This window comes from Pectobacterium actinidiae, assembly GCF_000803315.1.
Taxonomy (GTDB): Bacteria; Pseudomonadota; Gammaproteobacteria; order Enterobacterales; family Enterobacteriaceae; genus Pectobacterium; species Pectobacterium actinidiae.
In genome coordinates, this window is record NZ_JRMH01000001.1 from 2,314,144 (window position 1) to 2,331,076 (window position 16,933).

Annotated in this window: 16 protein-coding genes; 5 read left to right on the forward strand and 11 right to left on the reverse strand. The window is 50.8% G+C overall.

Annotated features, from left to right (window positions below; translation table 11 throughout):
• The first annotated feature begins 113 nt into the window (after positions 1-113).
• On the forward strand, positions 114-1,064 hold the full coding sequence (gene uspE / locus KKH3_RS09815) for a universal stress protein UspE (protein ID WP_039358742.1): 951 nt from the start codon (positions 114-116) through the stop codon (positions 1,062-1,064).
• Between the two features lie 119 nt (positions 1,065-1,183).
• Here the strand turns inward: uspE and pntB are convergent, their stop codons facing one another.
• Together pntB and pntA are read right to left on the reverse strand one after the other, a co-directional pair.
• Positions 1,184-2,572 carry a Re/Si-specific NAD(P)(+) transhydrogenase subunit beta gene (gene pntB / locus KKH3_RS09820; protein ID WP_014915422.1) on the reverse strand — a complete coding sequence of 463 codons (1,389 nt, stop codon included), beginning with the start codon at positions 2,570-2,572 and terminating at the stop codon, positions 1,184-1,186.
• Positions 2,573-2,582: 10 nt separating this feature from the next.
• Positions 2,583-4,112 (reverse strand): Re/Si-specific NAD(P)(+) transhydrogenase subunit alpha, encoded by a 1,530-nt coding sequence (gene pntA / locus KKH3_RS09825; RefSeq protein ID WP_039358745.1) that lies wholly within the window; start codon positions 4,110-4,112, stop codon positions 2,583-2,585.
• A 581-nt stretch (positions 4,113-4,693) separates the two neighbouring features.
• On the opposite strand from pntA, the gene ydgH reads away from it, so the two are divergent.
• On the forward strand, positions 4,694-5,647 hold the full coding sequence (gene ydgH, locus KKH3_RS09830) for a DUF1471 family protein YdgH (RefSeq protein WP_039358748.1): 954 nt from the start codon (positions 4,694-4,696) through the stop codon (positions 5,645-5,647).
• Between the two features lie 37 nt (positions 5,648-5,684).
• Here the strand turns inward: ydgH and KKH3_RS09835 are convergent, their stop codons facing one another.
• The 8 genes from KKH3_RS09835 to hemA all read right to left on the reverse strand — a co-directional run bounded on the left by KKH3_RS09835 (position 5,685) and on the right by hemA (position 13,574).
• Positions 5,685-6,227, reverse strand: a complete 543-nt coding sequence (locus KKH3_RS09835; RefSeq protein WP_039358751.1) for an ankyrin repeat domain-containing protein — start codon at positions 6,225-6,227, stop codon at positions 5,685-5,687.
• 62 nt (positions 6,228-6,289) lie between these two features.
• Positions 6,290-7,783: a catalase gene (locus KKH3_RS09840; RefSeq protein ID WP_052201377.1), complete on the reverse strand. Its 1,494-nt coding sequence runs from the start codon at positions 7,781-7,783 to the stop codon at positions 6,290-6,292.
• A 424-nt stretch (positions 7,784-8,207) separates the two neighbouring features.
• Positions 8,208-9,062 (reverse strand): 3-deoxy-8-phosphooctulonate synthase, encoded by an 855-nt coding sequence (gene kdsA / locus KKH3_RS09845; protein ID WP_010274945.1) that lies wholly within the window; start codon positions 9,060-9,062, stop codon positions 8,208-8,210.
• A gap of 75 nt (positions 9,063-9,137) precedes the next feature.
• Complete coding sequence (gene sirB1 / locus KKH3_RS09850) at positions 9,138-9,947, reverse strand: invasion regulator SirB1 (RefSeq protein ID WP_039358754.1); 810 nt, start codon at positions 9,945-9,947, stop codon at positions 9,138-9,140.
• 2 nt (positions 9,948-9,949) lie between these two features.
• The gene (locus tag KKH3_RS09855) at positions 9,950-10,351 is read right to left on the reverse strand and encodes a SirB2 family protein (protein ID WP_010274936.1); all 402 of its coding nucleotides are present in this window, start codon (positions 10,349-10,351) and stop codon (positions 9,950-9,952) included.
• Positions 10,352-10,356: 5 nt separating this feature from the next.
• The gene (gene prmC / locus KKH3_RS09860) at positions 10,357-11,202 is read right to left on the reverse strand and encodes a peptide chain release factor N(5)-glutamine methyltransferase (RefSeq protein WP_039358758.1); all 846 of its coding nucleotides are present in this window, start codon (positions 11,200-11,202) and stop codon (positions 10,357-10,359) included.
• The gene (gene prfA / locus KKH3_RS09865) at positions 11,202-12,284 is read right to left on the reverse strand and encodes a peptide chain release factor 1 (RefSeq protein ID WP_039358760.1); all 1,083 of its coding nucleotides are present in this window, start codon (positions 12,282-12,284) and stop codon (positions 11,202-11,204) included. The genes prmC and prfA overlap by 1 nt, the downstream gene beginning before the upstream one ends.
• A gap of 33 nt (positions 12,285-12,317) precedes the next feature.
• Entirely contained in the window at positions 12,318-13,574 is a 1,257-nt protein-coding gene (gene hemA, locus KKH3_RS09870; RefSeq protein WP_039358764.1) for a glutamyl-tRNA reductase, read from the reverse strand.
• A gap of 232 nt (positions 13,575-13,806) precedes the next feature.
• Here hemA and lolB point away from each other — a divergent pair, with 232 nt between their 5' ends.
• From lolB to prs, 3 genes are all read left to right on the forward strand, one after another.
• A complete protein-coding gene (gene lolB / locus KKH3_RS09875) occupies positions 13,807-14,430 on the forward strand; it encodes a lipoprotein insertase outer membrane protein LolB (protein WP_039358766.1) in 624 nt (207 codons plus the stop codon).
• A 3-nt stretch (positions 14,431-14,433) separates the two neighbouring features.
• Complete coding sequence (ispE, locus tag KKH3_RS09880; protein ID WP_039358768.1) at positions 14,434-15,306, forward strand: 4-(cytidine 5'-diphospho)-2-C-methyl-D-erythritol kinase; 873 nt, start codon at positions 14,434-14,436, stop codon at positions 15,304-15,306.
• Between the two features lie 137 nt (positions 15,307-15,443).
• On the forward strand, positions 15,444-16,391 hold the full coding sequence (gene prs, locus KKH3_RS09885; protein ID WP_010274915.1) for a ribose-phosphate diphosphokinase: 948 nt from the start codon (positions 15,444-15,446) through the stop codon (positions 16,389-16,391).
• 145 nt (positions 16,392-16,536) lie between these two features.
• Here the strand turns inward: prs and ychH are convergent, their stop codons facing one another.
• A complete protein-coding gene (ychH, locus tag KKH3_RS09890; RefSeq protein ID WP_039358771.1) occupies positions 16,537-16,806 on the reverse strand; it encodes a stress-induced protein YchH in 270 nt (89 codons plus the stop codon).
• Positions 16,807-16,933: the final 127 nt, after the last annotated feature.

The following is a 16,933-nucleotide window of genomic DNA, read 5'->3' on the forward strand; positions in this document are numbered from 1 at the left end:
CTCCGTGATATTTCCTATTTTGTTATTCTCCGGCTTATCTCTGTTGTCCAAAACGATTCCATTGCGGTACTCTTGAATGACAGGCTGTGGAGTAACAGCTGTTTGGAGGAGCTATGGCAAAGTATCAGAACTTACTGGTAGCTATTGACCCAAATCAGGATGACCAACCAGCGCTGCGTCGGGCGGTTTACCTGGTTCAGCGACTTGGCGGCCGTATCAAGGCATTTCTGCCGATTTATGATTTCTCTTATGAAATGACCACCCTGCTTTCCCCCGATGAACGGGTGGAAATGCGTCAGGGCGTTATTCAGCAGCGAACCGAATGGATTGCGGAACAGTGTAAATACTACCTTGAAGCGGGCGTTCCGATAGAAATCAAAGTGGTGTGGCACAATAAACCCTTTGAAGCCATCATTCGGGAAGTGATTTCCGGGCAACACGACCTGTTGTTGAAAATGGCACATCAGCACGATCGGTTGGAAGCCGTTATCTTTACGCCAACCGACTGGCAGTTACTGCGCAAATGCCCTTGCCCCGTCTGGATGGTAAAAGATCAGCCTTGGCCAGTCGAAGGGCGTGCGCTAGTTGCCGTCAATCTGGCCAGCGAAGACCCGTACCACGATCCGCTCAATATCAAACTGGTATCGGAAACGCTGGAACTGGCGCAGCATGTTGACCAGACCGATGTTCATCTGGTTGGTGCCTACCCTGTTACCCCCATTAACATCGCCATTGAACTGCCGGATTTCGATCCCAGCGTCTACAACGATGCGATTCGGGGGCAGCACCTTATCGCCATGAAATCCCTGCGTCAGAAGTTCAGCCTGGATGAACGCGTGACGCACGTAGAAAAAGGGCTGCCAGAAGAAGTGATTCCCGACCTGGCCGAGCATTTGCAAGCGGGTGTCGTGGTGTTAGGGTCGCTGGGCCGAACCGGCCTTTCCGCTGCGTTTATCGGCAACACCGTCGAGCATGTTATCGATCACTTGAAATGCGATTTACTTGCCATCAAACCCGATGATTTCGTGTCACCGGTTACGTTAGAAGACAGCGATAACAGCTGATTGCTGGGCTCAACATCAAATAATGCCAGCCTCCGTGCTGGCATTATTTTTGGCGATGATATGCATCGCTATACTTGAGATGTAAAAAAGGGGCGATTTCGCCCCTTTCGACACCACGCTTACAGCGCTTTCAGAATCGCCTCAACGCTGTCTTTGGCATCGCCAAACAGCATTTGCGTGTTCTCTTTAAAGAACAGCGGATTCTGTACGCCAGCGTAACCGGTATTCATAGAACGCTTGAACACGATAACATTCTGCGCCTTCCACACTTCCAGCACTGGCATGCCAGCGATTGGGCTGTGTGGATCTTCTTGCGCCGCCGGGTTAACGGTGTCATTCGCACCAATGACCAGCACCGTGTCGGTATCGGTGAAATCGTCATTAATTTCATCCATTTCCAACACGATGTCGTAAGGCACTTTTGCTTCAGCCAACAGTACGTTCATATGACCAGGCAGACGCCCTGCAACCGGGTGAATACCAAAGCGAACGTTGATGCCACGCGCACGCAGTTTTGCGGTGATGTCATGCACAGGGTACTGCGCCTGCGCGACAGCCATACCGTATCCCGGTGTGATGATGACGGAAGTTGAGTTCTTGAGTAAATCAGCCACGTCTTCCGCTGAAGCCTCACGGTATTCCCCCACCTCTTCACTCTCACCAGAGGAGACGCCATCCGTACCAAAACCACCGGCAATCACGCTGATAAAGGAACGGTTCATCGCTTTACACATAATGTAAGACAGAATCGCACCAGAAGAACCCACTAGCGCACCGGTCACGATCAGCAGGTCATTGCTGAGCATGAAGCCCGCTGCCGCTGCCGCCCAACCAGAGTAGGAGTTCAGCATAGAAACGACAACTGGCATGTCCGCACCGCCAATGGATGCAACCAGGTGCCAGCCAAATACCAGTGCAATCGCCGTCATCAGAATCAGCGCCAGTACCTGCAACGCTACGCTGCCCGTATTGACGAAAACCAGCAATAGCAGGAAGGACACAACCATCGCCGCCAGATTCATTTTATGGCGATGAGGCAGCATCAATGGCTTGGAAGAGATTTTCCCGCGCAGTTTGCCGAAAGCAACAACCGAGCCCGTGAAGGTCACAGCACCGATGAAGATACCCAGGAAGACTTCCGTCAAATGGATATTAACCATCACTGGGTCGGTAATTTCACCGTGATCGAGGAAGCTGTTAAAGCCAACCAGCACCGCGGCCAAGCCCACAAAGCTGTGAAGAATCGCGACCAGTTCCGGCATTTCGGTCATTTCAACCTTACGCGCCAGATAAATACCGATTGATCCACCGATCGCCATAGCAACAATGATCCACCCCACGTTGCCAGAATCAGGCCCCAGAATGGTCGCGATCAGCGCAAGCGCCATCCCGCTGATACCAAAGATGTTTCCTTGTTGCGACGTTTCGTGCTTGGACAACCCAGCCAAACTGAAAATAAAGAGAATTGCGGCAACAATGTATGCAGCAGTTACTAATCCACCAGACATGTGTTACCCCTTAGTTTTTACGGAACATTTTCAGCATGCGCTGAGTCACGGTGAAACCACCGAAAATATTGATGCTGGCGATCAATACGGCAATGAACGAGAAGAACGACACCCATCCGCCGTGGCCGATCTGCAACAATGCTCCGACAACGATAATGCCTGATATTGCGTTAGTGACTGACATCAATGGCGTGTGCAATGCGTGGCTGACATTCCAGACAACGTAATAGCCCACCACACAGGACAGCGCAAAAACGGTAAAGTGAGACAAGAACTCTTTAGGTGCCACGTCGGCCAGCCAGCCAAACAGCAGGATGGCGATCACGAGGAACGCATATTTCTTCCACGGCGACGTCGGTTTGGCTTCTTCCTTCACCACCGCGGCGGCAGGTTTTGCCTGCTGTGGTTGCGCTGAAACCTGAATCGGCGGTGCTGGCCAGGTGATTTCACCTTCTTTAATGACGGTCACGCCGCGAATCACGGTATCGTCAAAATCGACATCGATCTCGCCATCTTTCTCTTTGCAGAGTAATTTCAGCAGGTTAACCAGGTTGGTACCGTAAAGCTGTGAGGATTGCGTCGGCAGACGGCTAGGTAAATCGGTATAGCCGATAATTTTGACGCCGTTTTCCGTCACGGTGACGCGATCGGCAACGGTCAGTTCACAGTTCCCGCCCGTTTGTGCCGCTAAATCGACAATCACGCTACCGGGCTTCATGCTCAGCACCATTTCTTTGGTGATCAGGCGCGGAGCCGGTTTTCCAGGGATCAGTGCGGTAGTGACAATAATGTCGACTTCTTTCGCCTGAGCGGCAAACAGTTCCATTTCCGCTTTGATAAAGGCTTCAGACATGACTTTGGCATAGCCGTCGCCGCTGCCCGCTTCTTCTTCAAAGTCGAGTTCGAGGAACTCAGCCCCCATGCTTTTGACCTGCTCTTTTACTTCAGGGCGGGTATCAAAAGCACGAACGATAGCCCCTAAGCTACCTGCGGCGCCGATCGCGGCCAAACCGGCCACACCGGCACCGATAATCATAACCTTAGCAGGCGGAACTTTACCTGCGGCGGTGATCTGTCCGGTAAAGAAGCGGCCAAACTCGTGAGCAGCTTCAACGATGGCACGATAACCTGCGATGTTGGCCATTGAGCTGAGCGCATCCAGTGACTGCGCGCGCGAAATACGCGGCACGGAATCCATCGCCATCACCGTCACCTGACGGGCAGCCAGCTTCTCCAGCAGTTCTGGGTTTTGCGCTGGCCAGATAAAGCTGACAACCGTACTGCCTGCACGGGTCAGTTCAATTTCATCATCCTGTGGCGCATTCACCTTCAGGACGATATCGGCTTGCCAGACTTCCACACTGTCAACAATCGACGCACCGGCTTCTTCGTATGCCGCATCGTCAAAACTTGCCAGTTTTCCCGCTTCACGTTCTATCGAGACCGTAAAACCCAGTTTCAGCAGTTGTTCAACCGTTTTCGGCGTCGCTGCTACACGGGCTTCATTGGCCAACCGCTCTCTTGGTACACCAATACGCATGCTGATACCCTTTTCGCTTATTTTTAACGAAGATTATTATTCTCACCCTATTCTGTTATACGAATTCGCCAAGACCAACTGCACCCTGTATCCCCGCATTCACACGCCAGGAAGAGGGTCTTCTCATCTGCTTGCCACACGCTTTTTTGAGGCGTCTCACTGTAGGCGAACTCATTTATAACGTACTGAAAATGTGATCGATGATCCATAAATAAAATGAATTTCACAGAAAAGCCGAGTTATCACAGGTTCTGTCAGCCTTTCTTGGTCGAAAATCATGCTCTTCTCTGCCTTTTGTAGCATTATTACAGAAGTATTTTTCTGGGCTGTTTCACAAAAACGATGTGTTACATGGTTGTTAATGCGATAAATTGCATAAATATCCCTTATGATGTCAAAACAATCATTAACCGTTATTATTAGCACTTTTCTTGTTCCAGGCCGAAGTATCACGGCTTTTTAGCCCGCTGAAAATGCTAAAGCACAAGAATTTATTCCGTGCGATAATCAGCCCTATTCCGTTACAGGTTGATTGCTATACCTTAAATAATTCGAGTGGCAGGAAGGCGAAAGGATTTTTTATGAAGCTGAAGACTACTGTTATTGCATCCACATTGTTGTTATCACTCTCGGCATTTTCAGCGCAGGCTGCACAGGAACTTACGCCTGAGCAGGCCGAATCCCTGCAACCCTTTGAACGAATTACGTTTAAAGGACGTTTTAATGCGATCAATGAAGCGGTAGCCGCAGCCTCAAAACGCGCCGACAAGTTGGGTGCAGAGTCGTTTTATGTGCAAGCGATGGATGACGCTAATTCGAGTGGAAACTGGAATGTCACTGTGGATCTGTATCGCAAGGATGCGCCTAAGGCAAATCAGGATGCCCAATTCCGCACCTTCTACGGTGTGAAAGAACTGCCGAAAGATGTGGCTTACGGGCTGGAACCGTATGACACGGTAACCATTGGTGGATTTTTCCGTAGCCAGCCGGAAGTCAATGACGCCATTGCGAAAGCAGCAAAAGAGAAAAATGCCGATTCGTTTTACATCGTCCGTCAGGTTGATGTGAACTCGAATAGTGGCAACCAAAAAATTACCGCCTACATTTATAAAGCCGATGCACCGAAGCGTCAGACTCAGAGTACCGACGTCATCCCAGCAGATTCTGACGCAGGCCGTGCAGCGTTAGCTGCGGGTGGTGCGGAAGCTGCAAAAGTGGAAATTCCTGGTGTTGCCAACTCTGGCAGCCCTAGCCGTAACGTAGGTAATTTCTTCGAAACGCAATCGTCAAAAGGTGGGCGTTACACGGTAACGTTATCAGATGGTTCCAAGATTCAGGAACTGAACAATGCCACGGCTGCACAGATGGTGCCTTTCGATTCGATTAAATTCCGCGGCAACTACACCAACATGACCCAGGTGTCAGAAGCCGTTGCTAAACGCGCGGGCGAGAAAGGTGCCAAGTACTACCACATCACCAGACAGTGGGAAGGCAACGGTAACAACATGACTATCAGCGCTGACCTTTATAAATAAGATCAATGAAACAGCCCGCAGCAATGCGGGTTGTACATTATGGGGTAGCAAACCCCCCCTTCTTCAGCGTTTCCACGCTATTGCCATTCGCATCTTTTATCTCAAAATCCGCCCCTTTCTCTTTCAGCACTTTTAAAAGCTCTGAACGCTGGAACAGTGAAGCGTACATCGCCGCCGTTTGTCCTGCATGATTGCGCTCATCTGGGTTGCACTCTGCGGCAATCAATCGGCGTGCGATTTTTATCTCACCTTTAAAAACCGCGCCCATTAGCGCAGTATTCCCACGTTTATCATGCAGACATGGATCGGCTCCCGCTTTTATCAATATGTCCACCGCGGTGTCATGCCCATGATAAGCCGCGAGGATTACCGCAGTGTAACCCTTTTCATCAGCCACATTCAGATTGTAGTGCGATGTGATAAACGTCTGAAGTATTTCCAGATCGCCATGTCGGGCTGCATCCCACAGATATTGATTAAGCGATGAGGTGACTTCGGTTTCTCTCAGCCCCGTTTCCTCGCCTTGCACCACCTGTGGAATTGCGACGAACAATCCAAAAATCAGCAATAGTGTTTTCACTGTCTTTCCTCCTTGAGGTAAACGGAGCCTGCGTCACTCATGACGCAGGCCAGTGAGTACGCTTAGTCAGACAGTTTCTCAGCCAGCTTTTTCACCGTGTCGAGATCCGCTTTCGCCACCGTAGTCAGGCGTGAACCATACTCCATATCAGCTTTATAAAAATACGACAGCATGATATCGCGGCTTTCTCTATCAGCCGTGGCTAAGGCTGTCCCCAGACTATTAACCAGATCGGTACGCTCTTTTTCACTGTAGGAACGATACAATTCGCCCGTTTGCTTAAAATTTTGCTCCCGTTGGATTTTGCTCTGTGTCGTGCTGCCTTGTAATGGCGAGTGGCTATAACGTGCTGAAACTAACTCCTCACGAGGATACAATCGGCTAGGCTGGTAGTTGACGCCTTTATCCTGCGTTTTCCCACTGTTCAGGCTGCCATCCTGATTACCATTGTTGACGCCAGTGCGAGGCGTATTGATCGGCAGACTGAGCCCGTTGGCTCCAATGCGATACATTTGGGTATCGGCATAGGCAAACAACCGCCCTTGAAGCAATTTGTCTTCCGATGGCTCTATTCCCGGCACCAGATTGGAAGGTGCCATCGCTACCTGTTCCGTTTCCTGAAAAATATTTTCAGGATTTCGATTCAGCACCATTTGTCCAATTTTTCGTTCAGGAACGTCAGGCCAGATTTTTGTCGCGTCCAGCGGATCGAAAGCAAACTTCTTCAAATCCTCTGGTTTAAGTACCTGAATATAGAGATCCCATTTAGGGTAATCGCCACGTTTAATTGCAGACACTAAATCGTTAGACATGTGGCTGTAATCTTTGCCCTGCACCTGCTCAACTTGCTGCGGATCGAGGTTTTTGATCCCTTGCAGCGTTTTCCAGTGGAATTTGACGTAATGGATTTCACCCTTACTATTCACTAACTTATAAGCGTGTACGCCATTACCATCCATATTGCGATAAGTGGCAGGCGTGCCCTCGTTGGAATAGAGTAGCGTTAACGTACGAATGGATTCGGGGACGTGGGAAAAGAAATCGAATCGACGGGCATCGTCATCCAAATTAGTTCTTGGGTCAGGCTTAAAAGCATGCACCATATCTGGAAATTTAATCGCATCCCGAATAAAGAATGTAGGAAAATTATTGCCTACGAGATCCCAATTTCCTTGAGCGGTATAGAATTTAGTCGCGAATCCACGCGGATCGCGTAATGTTTCCGGTGAATGGTTCCCATGAACCACGCTAGAAAAACGAACGAAAACCGGCGTCGTACTTCCTGACTTAAACACCTCAGCAACGGTTAAATCGGAAATATCCGCAGTCGCGCTAAATTCGCCATAAGCCCCTGTACCACGAGCGTGAACAACACGTTCGGGAATGCGCTCACGGTTAAATCGTTGCAACTTTTGCAACAATTGTACATCTTGCAAAAGCACCGGGCCATTATCACCCGCTGTTTGTGAATTTTGATTATCACCAACCGGTGCGCCATTATCGCGCGTCAACGTCGCCGCACTAACCGAAGAGGCAAAAAGTCCCAGCAAAACCATTGCGGTACTTTTTTTATAGAAAAAGAGATTGCTCACAAAGGGATAATTCATAACGCTGTCCTCATTATTGTCGTGAAGTCCATTCCCTGCCGCGTTGGCGATGTTCTATTTCCTCGCCTCAGCCAACAAGGTATTCCGGCCAGCCGGAATAGAGATACTCTACCGATGCAAACAGAAAGTCGTGAGCGCTCGATACCTATTACATCAATAGCTGTAATCTAATTCCATGTAAAAAACATGGATAAACGGACGCAAATTAAAGGGATTTTAAGAATAACGAGAAGGAAATGAGGGGGTGTAACTAGATCGACATCACATTTTACTATTTTTCATCCAAACGATAATAGACAATCATCGTTTGGATGATCGAAATTTGTGCGCTCTTAGAATCTTTCTTCATCAGCACACAGATCTGCCACGCTTTTTACTTGCTGGTATCCAGTTCTGGGAAGCTTTTCACCAGATCGTCAATCGCTTTGATCTGTTGCAGGAACGGCTCCAGCTTATCCAGCGGCAGCGCAGATGGACCATCACACTTCGCATTTGCAGGATCCGGGTGCGCTTCAATGAATAACCCAGCCAAACCAACGGCCATACCAGCACGCGCCAGCTCGGTCACCTGTCCACGACGGCCACCGGACGCCGCACCAAACGGGTCGCGGCACTGTAGCGCATGGGTAACATCAAAAATCACCGGCGCACCGTTGGAAGCATGCTTCATGACATTAAAGCCCAACATATCGACAACCAGATTGTCGTAACCGAAGTTGCTACCGCGATCGCACAGAATCACCTGATCGTTGCCACCTTCGATGAATTTATCGACGATGTTCCCCATTTGACCCGGGCTGACGAACTGCGGTTTTTTCACGTTGATTACCGCACCCGTTTTCGCCATCGCTTCCACCAGATCGGTTTGGCGCGCCAAAAACGCAGGAAGCTGGATCACATCAACCACATCGGCAACAGGCTGTGCCTGATGCGACTCATGCACGTCAGTGATAATTTTTACGCCAAAGGTCTGTTTCAGTTCCTGGAAGATTTTCATCCCTTCTTCCAGACCGGGACCACGGTAAGAGTGAATCGAGGAGCGGTTAGCCTTATCGAATGACGCCTTGAACACGTAAGGAATGCCCAACTTCTGCGTGACCGTGACGTAATGCTCACAAATGCGCATCGCCAGATCGCGTGATTCAAGAACATTCATGCCGCCAAACAGCACAAAAGGCAGATCGTTGGCGACGGGGATATCCCCTATCTTGACCACTTTATTCGTCATACTTTTACCTTCATGTCGGGAAATAAATTAACGTAGCATTACTGCAAAACGGTTTCTTAATGTAAGACTGTTTTTTTAATGCAAGACAATCTGTTTTTGCTCTATCGAGTGAATCTGTACTTTTATCATTTCACTCACCGGATCTTCCGGGCACTGTTCAACGAAATAGTTGAGATCGGACAGCGCAATATGGTCACAATCCAGTTGAGCATAAATCAGGCCACGATCGCGGATTTCATAGGGATCGTCTGGGTCAAACTGCAATACCGCTTCGCTGGCCCTCAACGCCAGCTCCATCTGTTTTTCTTCCATCAGGGCGACTTTCAGCGTGTCGAGCATTTTACGCACGATGAGAACATTTTCAGCCTCATCCAGATCTTCATCCAGCAGGCGGGTTGACGGGCCGATATTACCTTTCAGCCAGACTTCCAGCACATGCTCGCTCAGCGTATCGCCATTGAGCGGATTGATCAGCCACATCTCTTCATCGAGCCAGTCGGCACGCAGAATCAGCTGCGTCGGGAAAATCACCGGCATCAATGGCAGCCCAAGTTCATTGGCGATATGTAGAAAGATGATGCCAAGCGATACGGGCATGCCCTGACGAGACTCAAGCACCTGATCCAGCCACAGCGCATCAGACAGACGATAAACGCCGCCCGCACCGCCGAATCCCCAGGTGTGATAAAACAGCTCAATCAGCTTTTCAAGCTGAAGATCTTGCTCAAGGTCGTCAGGAATAGCGGCTCGAGCGTTCTCAACCAAGTGTTGCAGATTTTGCCGCACATCCTGAGCGGGAAAGTCGCGGCGAATCGCCTGTGAAACCAACACGACACCATCACTTAGCCGTGACTGGTTGAATTCAAAATCAGCAATAGCACTCATAATTATTCCATCAGCAACGGTGACTGTGTCAGTGCCAGCAGCACGACCACACCAAAGCATATTAAAGCAGATACAAACGCCAACCAGCGAACGTTCTGGCTACGGGGGCGTTTCCCCAAGGCGATAGCGCCAAGAAGGATATAAATGATAACGCCAAACAGTTTTTCCGTCAGCCAGCTTTGCTCGGGAGTAAACGGATACGTATGGCTAAGCGTGATTAAACCAATACCGCTGATCAATAACAAGGTGTCGTTAATATGCGGCAGGATTTTCACCCAGCGCTGTTGCAGCATAGCCGATTGTCGGCACAGCCAAAAAAAACGAATCACAAACAGGGAAATACTGATACCAACCGTTGCCAGATGCAGATATATCGTGGCTGGGTAAAGCGTTATCACGTCCATTGCTCCTAATAAATTGGGGTATGCAACCAGCGTCCTAACGACACGCGGTCATTGCCACCATAGTCTTGACAGGTTTCTATTTGTGTAAATCCTCGTACCTGCAAGAGCTGACGCACCGCATCAGCCTGCTGCCAGCCATGTTCCAGTAACAGCCAGCCACCGGCGTCCAGATAATGTGGAGCGGATTCAATAATCGTGCGTAAATCAGCCAGTCCGTTGTCAGCGGCAATCAGCGCGCTGGCAGGTTCAAAACGGACATCTCCCTGCGACAGATGCACATCATCCGCATCGATATACGGTGGGTTACTGGCGATAAGCGCAAAGCGGGACTGATCAAGCGGTGAATACCAGTTTCCTGACAAGAAGCGGGCGTTGTCGAGCCCCAATTGCTGGGCATTTTTTGTCGCTAACGCAACGGCATCGGGTTGAACATCAATGCCAGTCACCTGGCAATCACGCCTTTCACTCGCCAGCGCCAGCGCGATCGCTCCGGTTCCGGTGCCTAAGTCCAGCACAGCACAAGGCGTTTGAGGCAGGCGTAACAAAGCTTGTTCGACCAAACACTCGGTATCAGGTCGAGGAATCAGCGTCGCGGGTGAAACAGCCAGTGGCAGTGACCAGAACTCACGCACGCCGATCAAATAGGCGATAGGTTCTCCCTGTTCACGGCGCGCCAGCAATTCAGTTAACTGCTGTTGCTCGGCCGCGTTCAGCTCAGTTTCACCAAACGCTAGCAAAAACGTGCGAGCCTTTCCGGTCACAAAACCCAACAAAATCTCCGCATCTCGCCTCGGGCTTTCGCCCGCCGCAAGTTGCGCGACGGCAGAGACTAACCAGTCCTGATACGTCATTATTCCTGCTCGGACAACGCAGCAAGCTGATCGGCCTGGTATTCCTGCACGACCGGTTGAATCAGCGTGTCCAGCTTCCCTTCCATGACTTCATCCAGTCGGTAAAGCGTCAGGTTAATGCGGTGGTCGGTCACCCTTCCCTGCGGGAAGTTGTAGGTACGGATACGGTCGGAACGGTCACCGCTACCGAGCAGGTTACGGCGAGTTGATGCCTCTTCCTGTTGACGCTTCTGTACTTCTGCGGCACGAATACGCGCCCCCAACACCGACAGCGCTTTGGCTTTGTTCTTGTGCTGTGAACGCTCGTCCTGACACTCCACGACAATACCGGTTGGCAAGTGGGTAATACGGATGGCGGAATCGGTGGTGTTAACGTGCTGACCGCCTGCGCCAGAAGAGCGGAAAGTATCGATGCGTAAATCCGCTGGGTTAATGTCTGGCATCTCCGCTTCCGGCACTTCCGCCATCACGGCGACGGTACAGGCCGAAGTATGAATCCGCCCTTGAGATTCAGTCGCGGGAACGCGCTGCACGCGATGGCCACCGGATTCAAACTTGAGCTGGCCGTACACGCCGTCACCAGAGATTTTGGCGATGACTTCTTTATAGCCGCCATGTTCACCATCACTGGCGCTCACCACCTCAACACGCCAGCGGCGTGCTTCAGCATAACGGCTATACATACGGAACAGATCACCGGCAAAGATCGCCGCTTCATCACCGCCTGTTCCGGCGCGCACTTCCAGGAAACAGCCGCGCTCATCGTCGGGATCTTTCGGCAACAACAGCACCTGAAGCTGCTGCTCCAGTGCTTCAATCGTCGCTTTGCTTTCTTTCAGCTCTTCCTGTGCCATATCGCGCATTTCAGGATCGTCCAGCATCATTTCTGCGGTCTGCTGATCCTCTTGCGCCTGCTGCCATTGTTGGAAACAGCCGGTAATATCAGTGAGCTGCGCATATTCTCGCGACAACGCGCGAAAACGATCCATATCAGCGATGACGCTGGGCTCACCGAGTAACGCCTGGACTTCTTCATGGCGTTCTTGTAACGCTTCCAGTTTAGCAACAATAGAAGGCTTCATGCGGGCGGTTAAATCCTGTAATAGAGATGAATGCTAGTCCAGCCCAAGGCTGTCACGTAAAATTTGTAACCGATTTTGGTCGCCGTCACGAGCGGCTTGCTGAAGGGATTTGGTCGGCGCGTGAATCAGACGGTTGGTTAAACGGTGTGTCAGTTCCTGAATCACCGCTTCAACGTCATTGCCTTGTTGGATGGCAGCCAGCGCCTTGGCCGTCATTTCCGCACGCAATTCATCGGCCTGAGCGCGATAATCACGAATGGTCTCCACCGCAGACTGCGCACGCAGCCACGCCATGAAGTCGGAGCTTTCCTGCTGCACGATAGATTCAGCCTGCACCGCCGCCGCTTTGCGCTGCGCGAGGTTATGCTGAATGATCGCATGCAGATCGTCCACGCTGTAGAGATAAACGTTCGGCAATTTGCCGACTTCCGGCTCAATATCACGCGGAACCGCAATATCCACCATCAGCATTGGTTGATTCCGTCTCGCCTTCAGCGTCCGTTCCATCATCCCTTTTCCGATAATCGGCAGCGTACTTGCCGTTGAACTGATCACGATATCAGCATGGACGAGCTGTTCGTCCAGCTCTGCCAGCGTGATGACTTCTGCACCGACTTCCGTTGCCAGCGCCTGCGCGCGTTCACGGGTGCGGTTCGCAATCACCATTTTCTGCACCTTGTGCTCGCGAAGATAGCGAGCGACCAGTTCAATGGTTTCTCCGGCACCAACCAGCAGCACCGTGACATCCGCCAGTGATTCAAAGATCTGTCGCGCCAGCGTACAGGCGGCAAATGCCACCGACACCGCGCTGGCACCAATATCCGTTTCCGTACGAACCCGCTTGGCAACGGTAAACGATTTCTGGAACAGCCGCTCCAGCTCGCTAGATAAGGAATGACCACGCTGTGATTCGGCAAACGCCTTCTTGACCTGCCCCAAAATCTGCGGTTCGCCTAACACCAGAGAATCCAGACCACTGGCAACGCGCATCAAATGGCTAACGGCGGCGTTATCCTGATGCCAGTACAGGCTGTCGTTGACGTCTTCCGGGCGCAATTGGTGATACTCACATAACCAGCGAATCAGTTGCTCCCGCTGGTTTTCCTGTTCGTCAACGCTAAGATAGAGTTCCGTACGATTGCAGGTAGACAGCACAACGCCGCCCTGCACCAGCGGTTGCTGTAGCAGACTGTCGAGGGCCACGCCGAGTTTATCTGGTGAGAACACAACGCGTTCACGCAGAGAAACCGGTGCGGTTTTGTGATTAATACCAAGCGCAAGCAGGGTCATTAGGCTGTTTCTGAGTAATACCGGTCTTAGTATGGATTTCGTTTGAACCGCATTCTACTTGATGCAGGAGTGCAAGAAAAGCGACAGCACGCGATACACCTCGTCCGAGGTAGTCACTTTTTGACAAAAAACAATAAACGCCATTAACGAATAACAATCATTGACGCTGAGCAGTAAGCCCGTTAGCGTGACGTATTTTACGGACTTCGTTCATTTACAGGATACGACCGACATGCCAACCAAAACCGTCCGATGCCTGCGTTTACTGCCTTTAGCCAGCGTATTGCTCGCCGCCTGTAGTGTTAATCAACCAACACAAACGGGTACAAGCCCCACCTCGCCAGAGTGGCAACAGCATCAGCAAAAGGTCCAGCAGCTCAGCCAATATCAGACCCGCGGCGCTTTTGCCTATATCTCCGATAGTAAAAAAGTATCAGCCAATTTCTTCTGGCAGGACACACCGCCGCAGCGTTATCGGCTGCTGCTGACCAACCCACTTGGCAGTACTGAATTAGAACTGCGAGCCCAGCCTGACGGCGTGCAAATCACCGATAATCAGGGCAAGCGTTACGTGGGTAAGGATGCCGAATACATGATTCAGCAACTGACTGGCATGGCGATCCCGCTGAACAATCTGCGCAAATGGATTCTCGGCATCCCAGGTGATGCGACCGAATTCACGTTGGATGAACGCTACCTGCTGAAAACCATCACCTATCGCCAAGGCAATCAAAACTGGAATGTCAGCTATCAGAGTTACAACACCGAGCTGACACCTCCACTGCCAACCAGCCTGGAGCTGATTCAGGGTGAACAGCGTATTAAGCTGAAGATGAATAACTGGATGGTTAAATAAGCGATGCAACCGACGGTTATCGAGACATGGCCTGCCCCCGCCAAACTGAACCTGTTCCTGTATATTACCGGTCAGAGAGAGGACGGCTACCACCTGTTGCAAACGCTATTCCAGTTTCTGGATTACGGCGATACCCTGACGATTCGACCACGTGATGACGACCAGATTAACCTGCTTACTCCTGTCGACGGGGTAGCGAACGAGCAAAATCTGATCGTCCGCGCCGCACGCTTATTACAGCAACACTGCGAACGCCATGCTATTCGCCCTGCCCGGTTCGGCGCAGACATCAGCATCGATAAGTGCCTGCCAATGGGCGGTGGGCTTGGCGGTGGGTCATCCAATGCGGCGACCGTTTTGGTCGCTCTCAACCATTTGTGGCAAAGCGGGCTGAACGTTGATACGTTGGCCGAATTGGGCCTGCAATTAGGTGCAGATGTTCCCGTCTTTGTTCGTGGGCATGCTGCCTTTGCCGAAGGTATTGGTGAACAGTTAACACCTGCGAATCCGCCAGAGAAATGGTATCTGGTCGCCCACCCTGGCGTAAGTATCTCCACACCGTTGATTTTCGGCGATCCTGAGTTGACGCGAAATTCGCCAATTCGTGATTTAGAAACTTTATTAAACCAGACCTTCGTCAATGATTGTGAAGCTATCGCAAGAAAACGTTTTCGTGAGGTTGAACAGCTACTTTCATGGCTGCTAGAATATGCCCCGGCGCGCCTGACTGGAACGGGAGCTTGTGTGTTTGCAGAGTTTGACACCGAGTCCGCAGCCCGTCAGGTGCTTGACCAGGCCCCGGAATGGTTAAACGGTTTCGTCGCGAGAGGTGTTAATATCTCTCCGCTACAACGTACGCTTTCTGGGCAACGTTAGGTTTTGCCACACACCGGCTGCCACGCGGCCAGTCTGTAGCAAACTTAATTCATACACCCGTATGCATATTGTACCTGTTGTTCTTCCTTGCTTGGCAGGTGCAATATTTCTCTGGACGCAAGCCTGAGGTTCTTCTCGTGCCTGATATGAAGCTTTTTGCTGGTAACGCCATCCCGGAACTAGCACAACGTATTGCCAACCGTTTGTACACTAGCCTTGGCGACGCCGCTGTCGGTCGTTTTAGCGATGGCGAAGTCAGCGTGCAAATCAATGAAAATGTACGCGGTGGTGATATTTTCATCATCCAGTCCACCTGTGCACCCACCAATGACAACCTGATGGAACTGGTTGTGATGGTTGATGCTCTGCGTCGCGCTTCCGCGGGACGTATTACCGCCGTTATCCCCTACTTCGGCTATGCCCGTCAGGATCGTCGCGTGCGTTCCGCACGTGTGCCAATCACCGCGAAAGTCGTTGCTGACTTCCTGTCCAGCGTGGGTGTTGACCGTGTCCTGACTGTTGATCTGCACGCTGAGCAGATTCAGGGTTTCTTCGATGTCCCGGTAGATAACGTATTCGGTAGCCCGATCCTGCTGGAAGACATGTTGCAACAGAATCTGGAAAACCCGATCGTGGTTTCTCCTGATATCGGTGGCGTTGTGCGTGCCCGCGCAATCGCTAAACTGCTGAACGATACCGACATGGCGATCATCGACAAGCGCCGTCCACGTGCCAACGTTTCTCAGGTGATGCACATCATCGGTGACGTCGCTGGTCGTGACTGTGTACTGGTTGACGATATGATCGACACCGGTGGCACGCTGTGCAAAGCGGCGGAAGCGCTGAAAGAACGTGGTGCTAAACGTGTATTCGCTTATGCCACACACCCAATCTTCTCAGGCAATGCTTACGAGAACATCAAGAACTCTGTCATTGATGAAGTGATTGTCTGCGATACCATTCCGCTGGCGGAAAACATTCGTTCACTGCCGAATGTTCGTACGTTGACGCTGTCCGGAATGTTGGCCGAAGCGATTCGTCGTATCAGTAACGAAGAATCTATTTCTGCGATGTTTGAACATTAATCGCCGCTGATCGGGTAACCGATCACAAACGATAATGATGAAGCCACCTGTCACAAGGTGGCTTTCTTATTTTTACCGCTTCTGACGTATAAAAAAACCGCCATAGCGAGGCTACAGCGGCTCTAATATTTATTCTTATTAACACCTATGGATGGTGCTGGCGGCGGCAACGTTTATCGAAGTGTTTAACCCACCAATAACGGTCTGCAACTTCCTCACGCCCGCTAATGCGCGCTCCCACCAACCAAAATATTGCGCCAGAAAAAATACTGACCAGATCAATGTAAGTCATATATTCAGGGACATTTAGCTTAGGAAACTGACTGGCGATGGAGAAGCCAATGCCACCAATCATCAGAATCATACCAAGCCCCATCAACACATTACCTAATGCAGCCACGTTCTTGCGTTTCATCTGCCACCTCCAGATTAATTCTGTGGATGAATCGGAGTGCCATTACTGTTTACTGTCTTATCATTGATGTAATTATAGACAATAATGTACTTGGATGATTGCGGGAGGGATCACAGATAAGGGGAAT

What these genes read in the sequence shown, in the direction of transcription:
- ydgH (WP_039358748.1), top strand. Translation starts at nt 4,694, where the DNA reads ATGAAGCTGAAGACTACTGTTATTGCATCCACATTGTTGTTATCACTC.
- uspE (WP_039358742.1), top strand. Translation starts at nt 114, where the DNA reads ATGGCAAAGTATCAGAACTTACTGGTAGCTATTGACCCAAATCAGGAT.
- pntB (WP_014915422.1), bottom strand. Translation starts at nt 2,572, where the DNA reads ATGTCTGGTGGATTAGTAACTGCTGCATACATTGTTGCCGCAATTCTC.
- KKH3_RS09840 (WP_052201377.1), bottom strand. Translation starts at nt 7,783, where the DNA reads ATGGTTTTGCTGGGACTTTTTGCCTCTTCGGTTAGTGCGGCGACGTTG.
- ychH (WP_039358771.1), bottom strand. Translation starts at nt 16,806, where the DNA reads ATGAAACGCAAGAACGTGGCTGCATTAGGTAATGTGTTGATGGGGCTT.
- prfA (WP_039358760.1), bottom strand. Translation starts at nt 12,284, where the DNA reads ATGAAGCCTTCTATTGTTGCTAAACTGGAAGCGTTACAAGAACGCCAT.
- KKH3_RS09855 (WP_010274936.1), bottom strand. Translation starts at nt 10,351, where the DNA reads ATGGACGTGATAACGCTTTACCCAGCCACGATATATCTGCATCTGGCA.
- prmC (WP_039358758.1), bottom strand. Translation starts at nt 11,202, where the DNA reads ATGACGTATCAGGACTGGTTAGTCTCTGCCGTCGCGCAACTTGCGGCG.
- hemA (WP_039358764.1), bottom strand. Translation starts at nt 13,574, where the DNA reads ATGACCCTGCTTGCGCTTGGTATTAATCACAAAACCGCACCGGTTTCT.
- kdsA (WP_010274945.1), bottom strand. Translation starts at nt 9,062, where the DNA reads ATGACGAATAAAGTGGTCAAGATAGGGGATATCCCCGTCGCCAACGAT.
- ispE (WP_039358768.1), top strand. Translation starts at nt 14,434, where the DNA reads ATGCAACCGACGGTTATCGAGACATGGCCTGCCCCCGCCAAACTGAAC.
- lolB (WP_039358766.1), top strand. Translation starts at nt 13,807, where the DNA reads ATGCCAACCAAAACCGTCCGATGCCTGCGTTTACTGCCTTTAGCCAGC.
- pntA (WP_039358745.1), bottom strand. Translation starts at nt 4,112, where the DNA reads ATGCGTATTGGTGTACCAAGAGAGCGGTTGGCCAATGAAGCCCGTGTA.
- sirB1 (WP_039358754.1), bottom strand. Translation starts at nt 9,947, where the DNA reads ATGAGTGCTATTGCTGATTTTGAATTCAACCAGTCACGGCTAAGTGAT.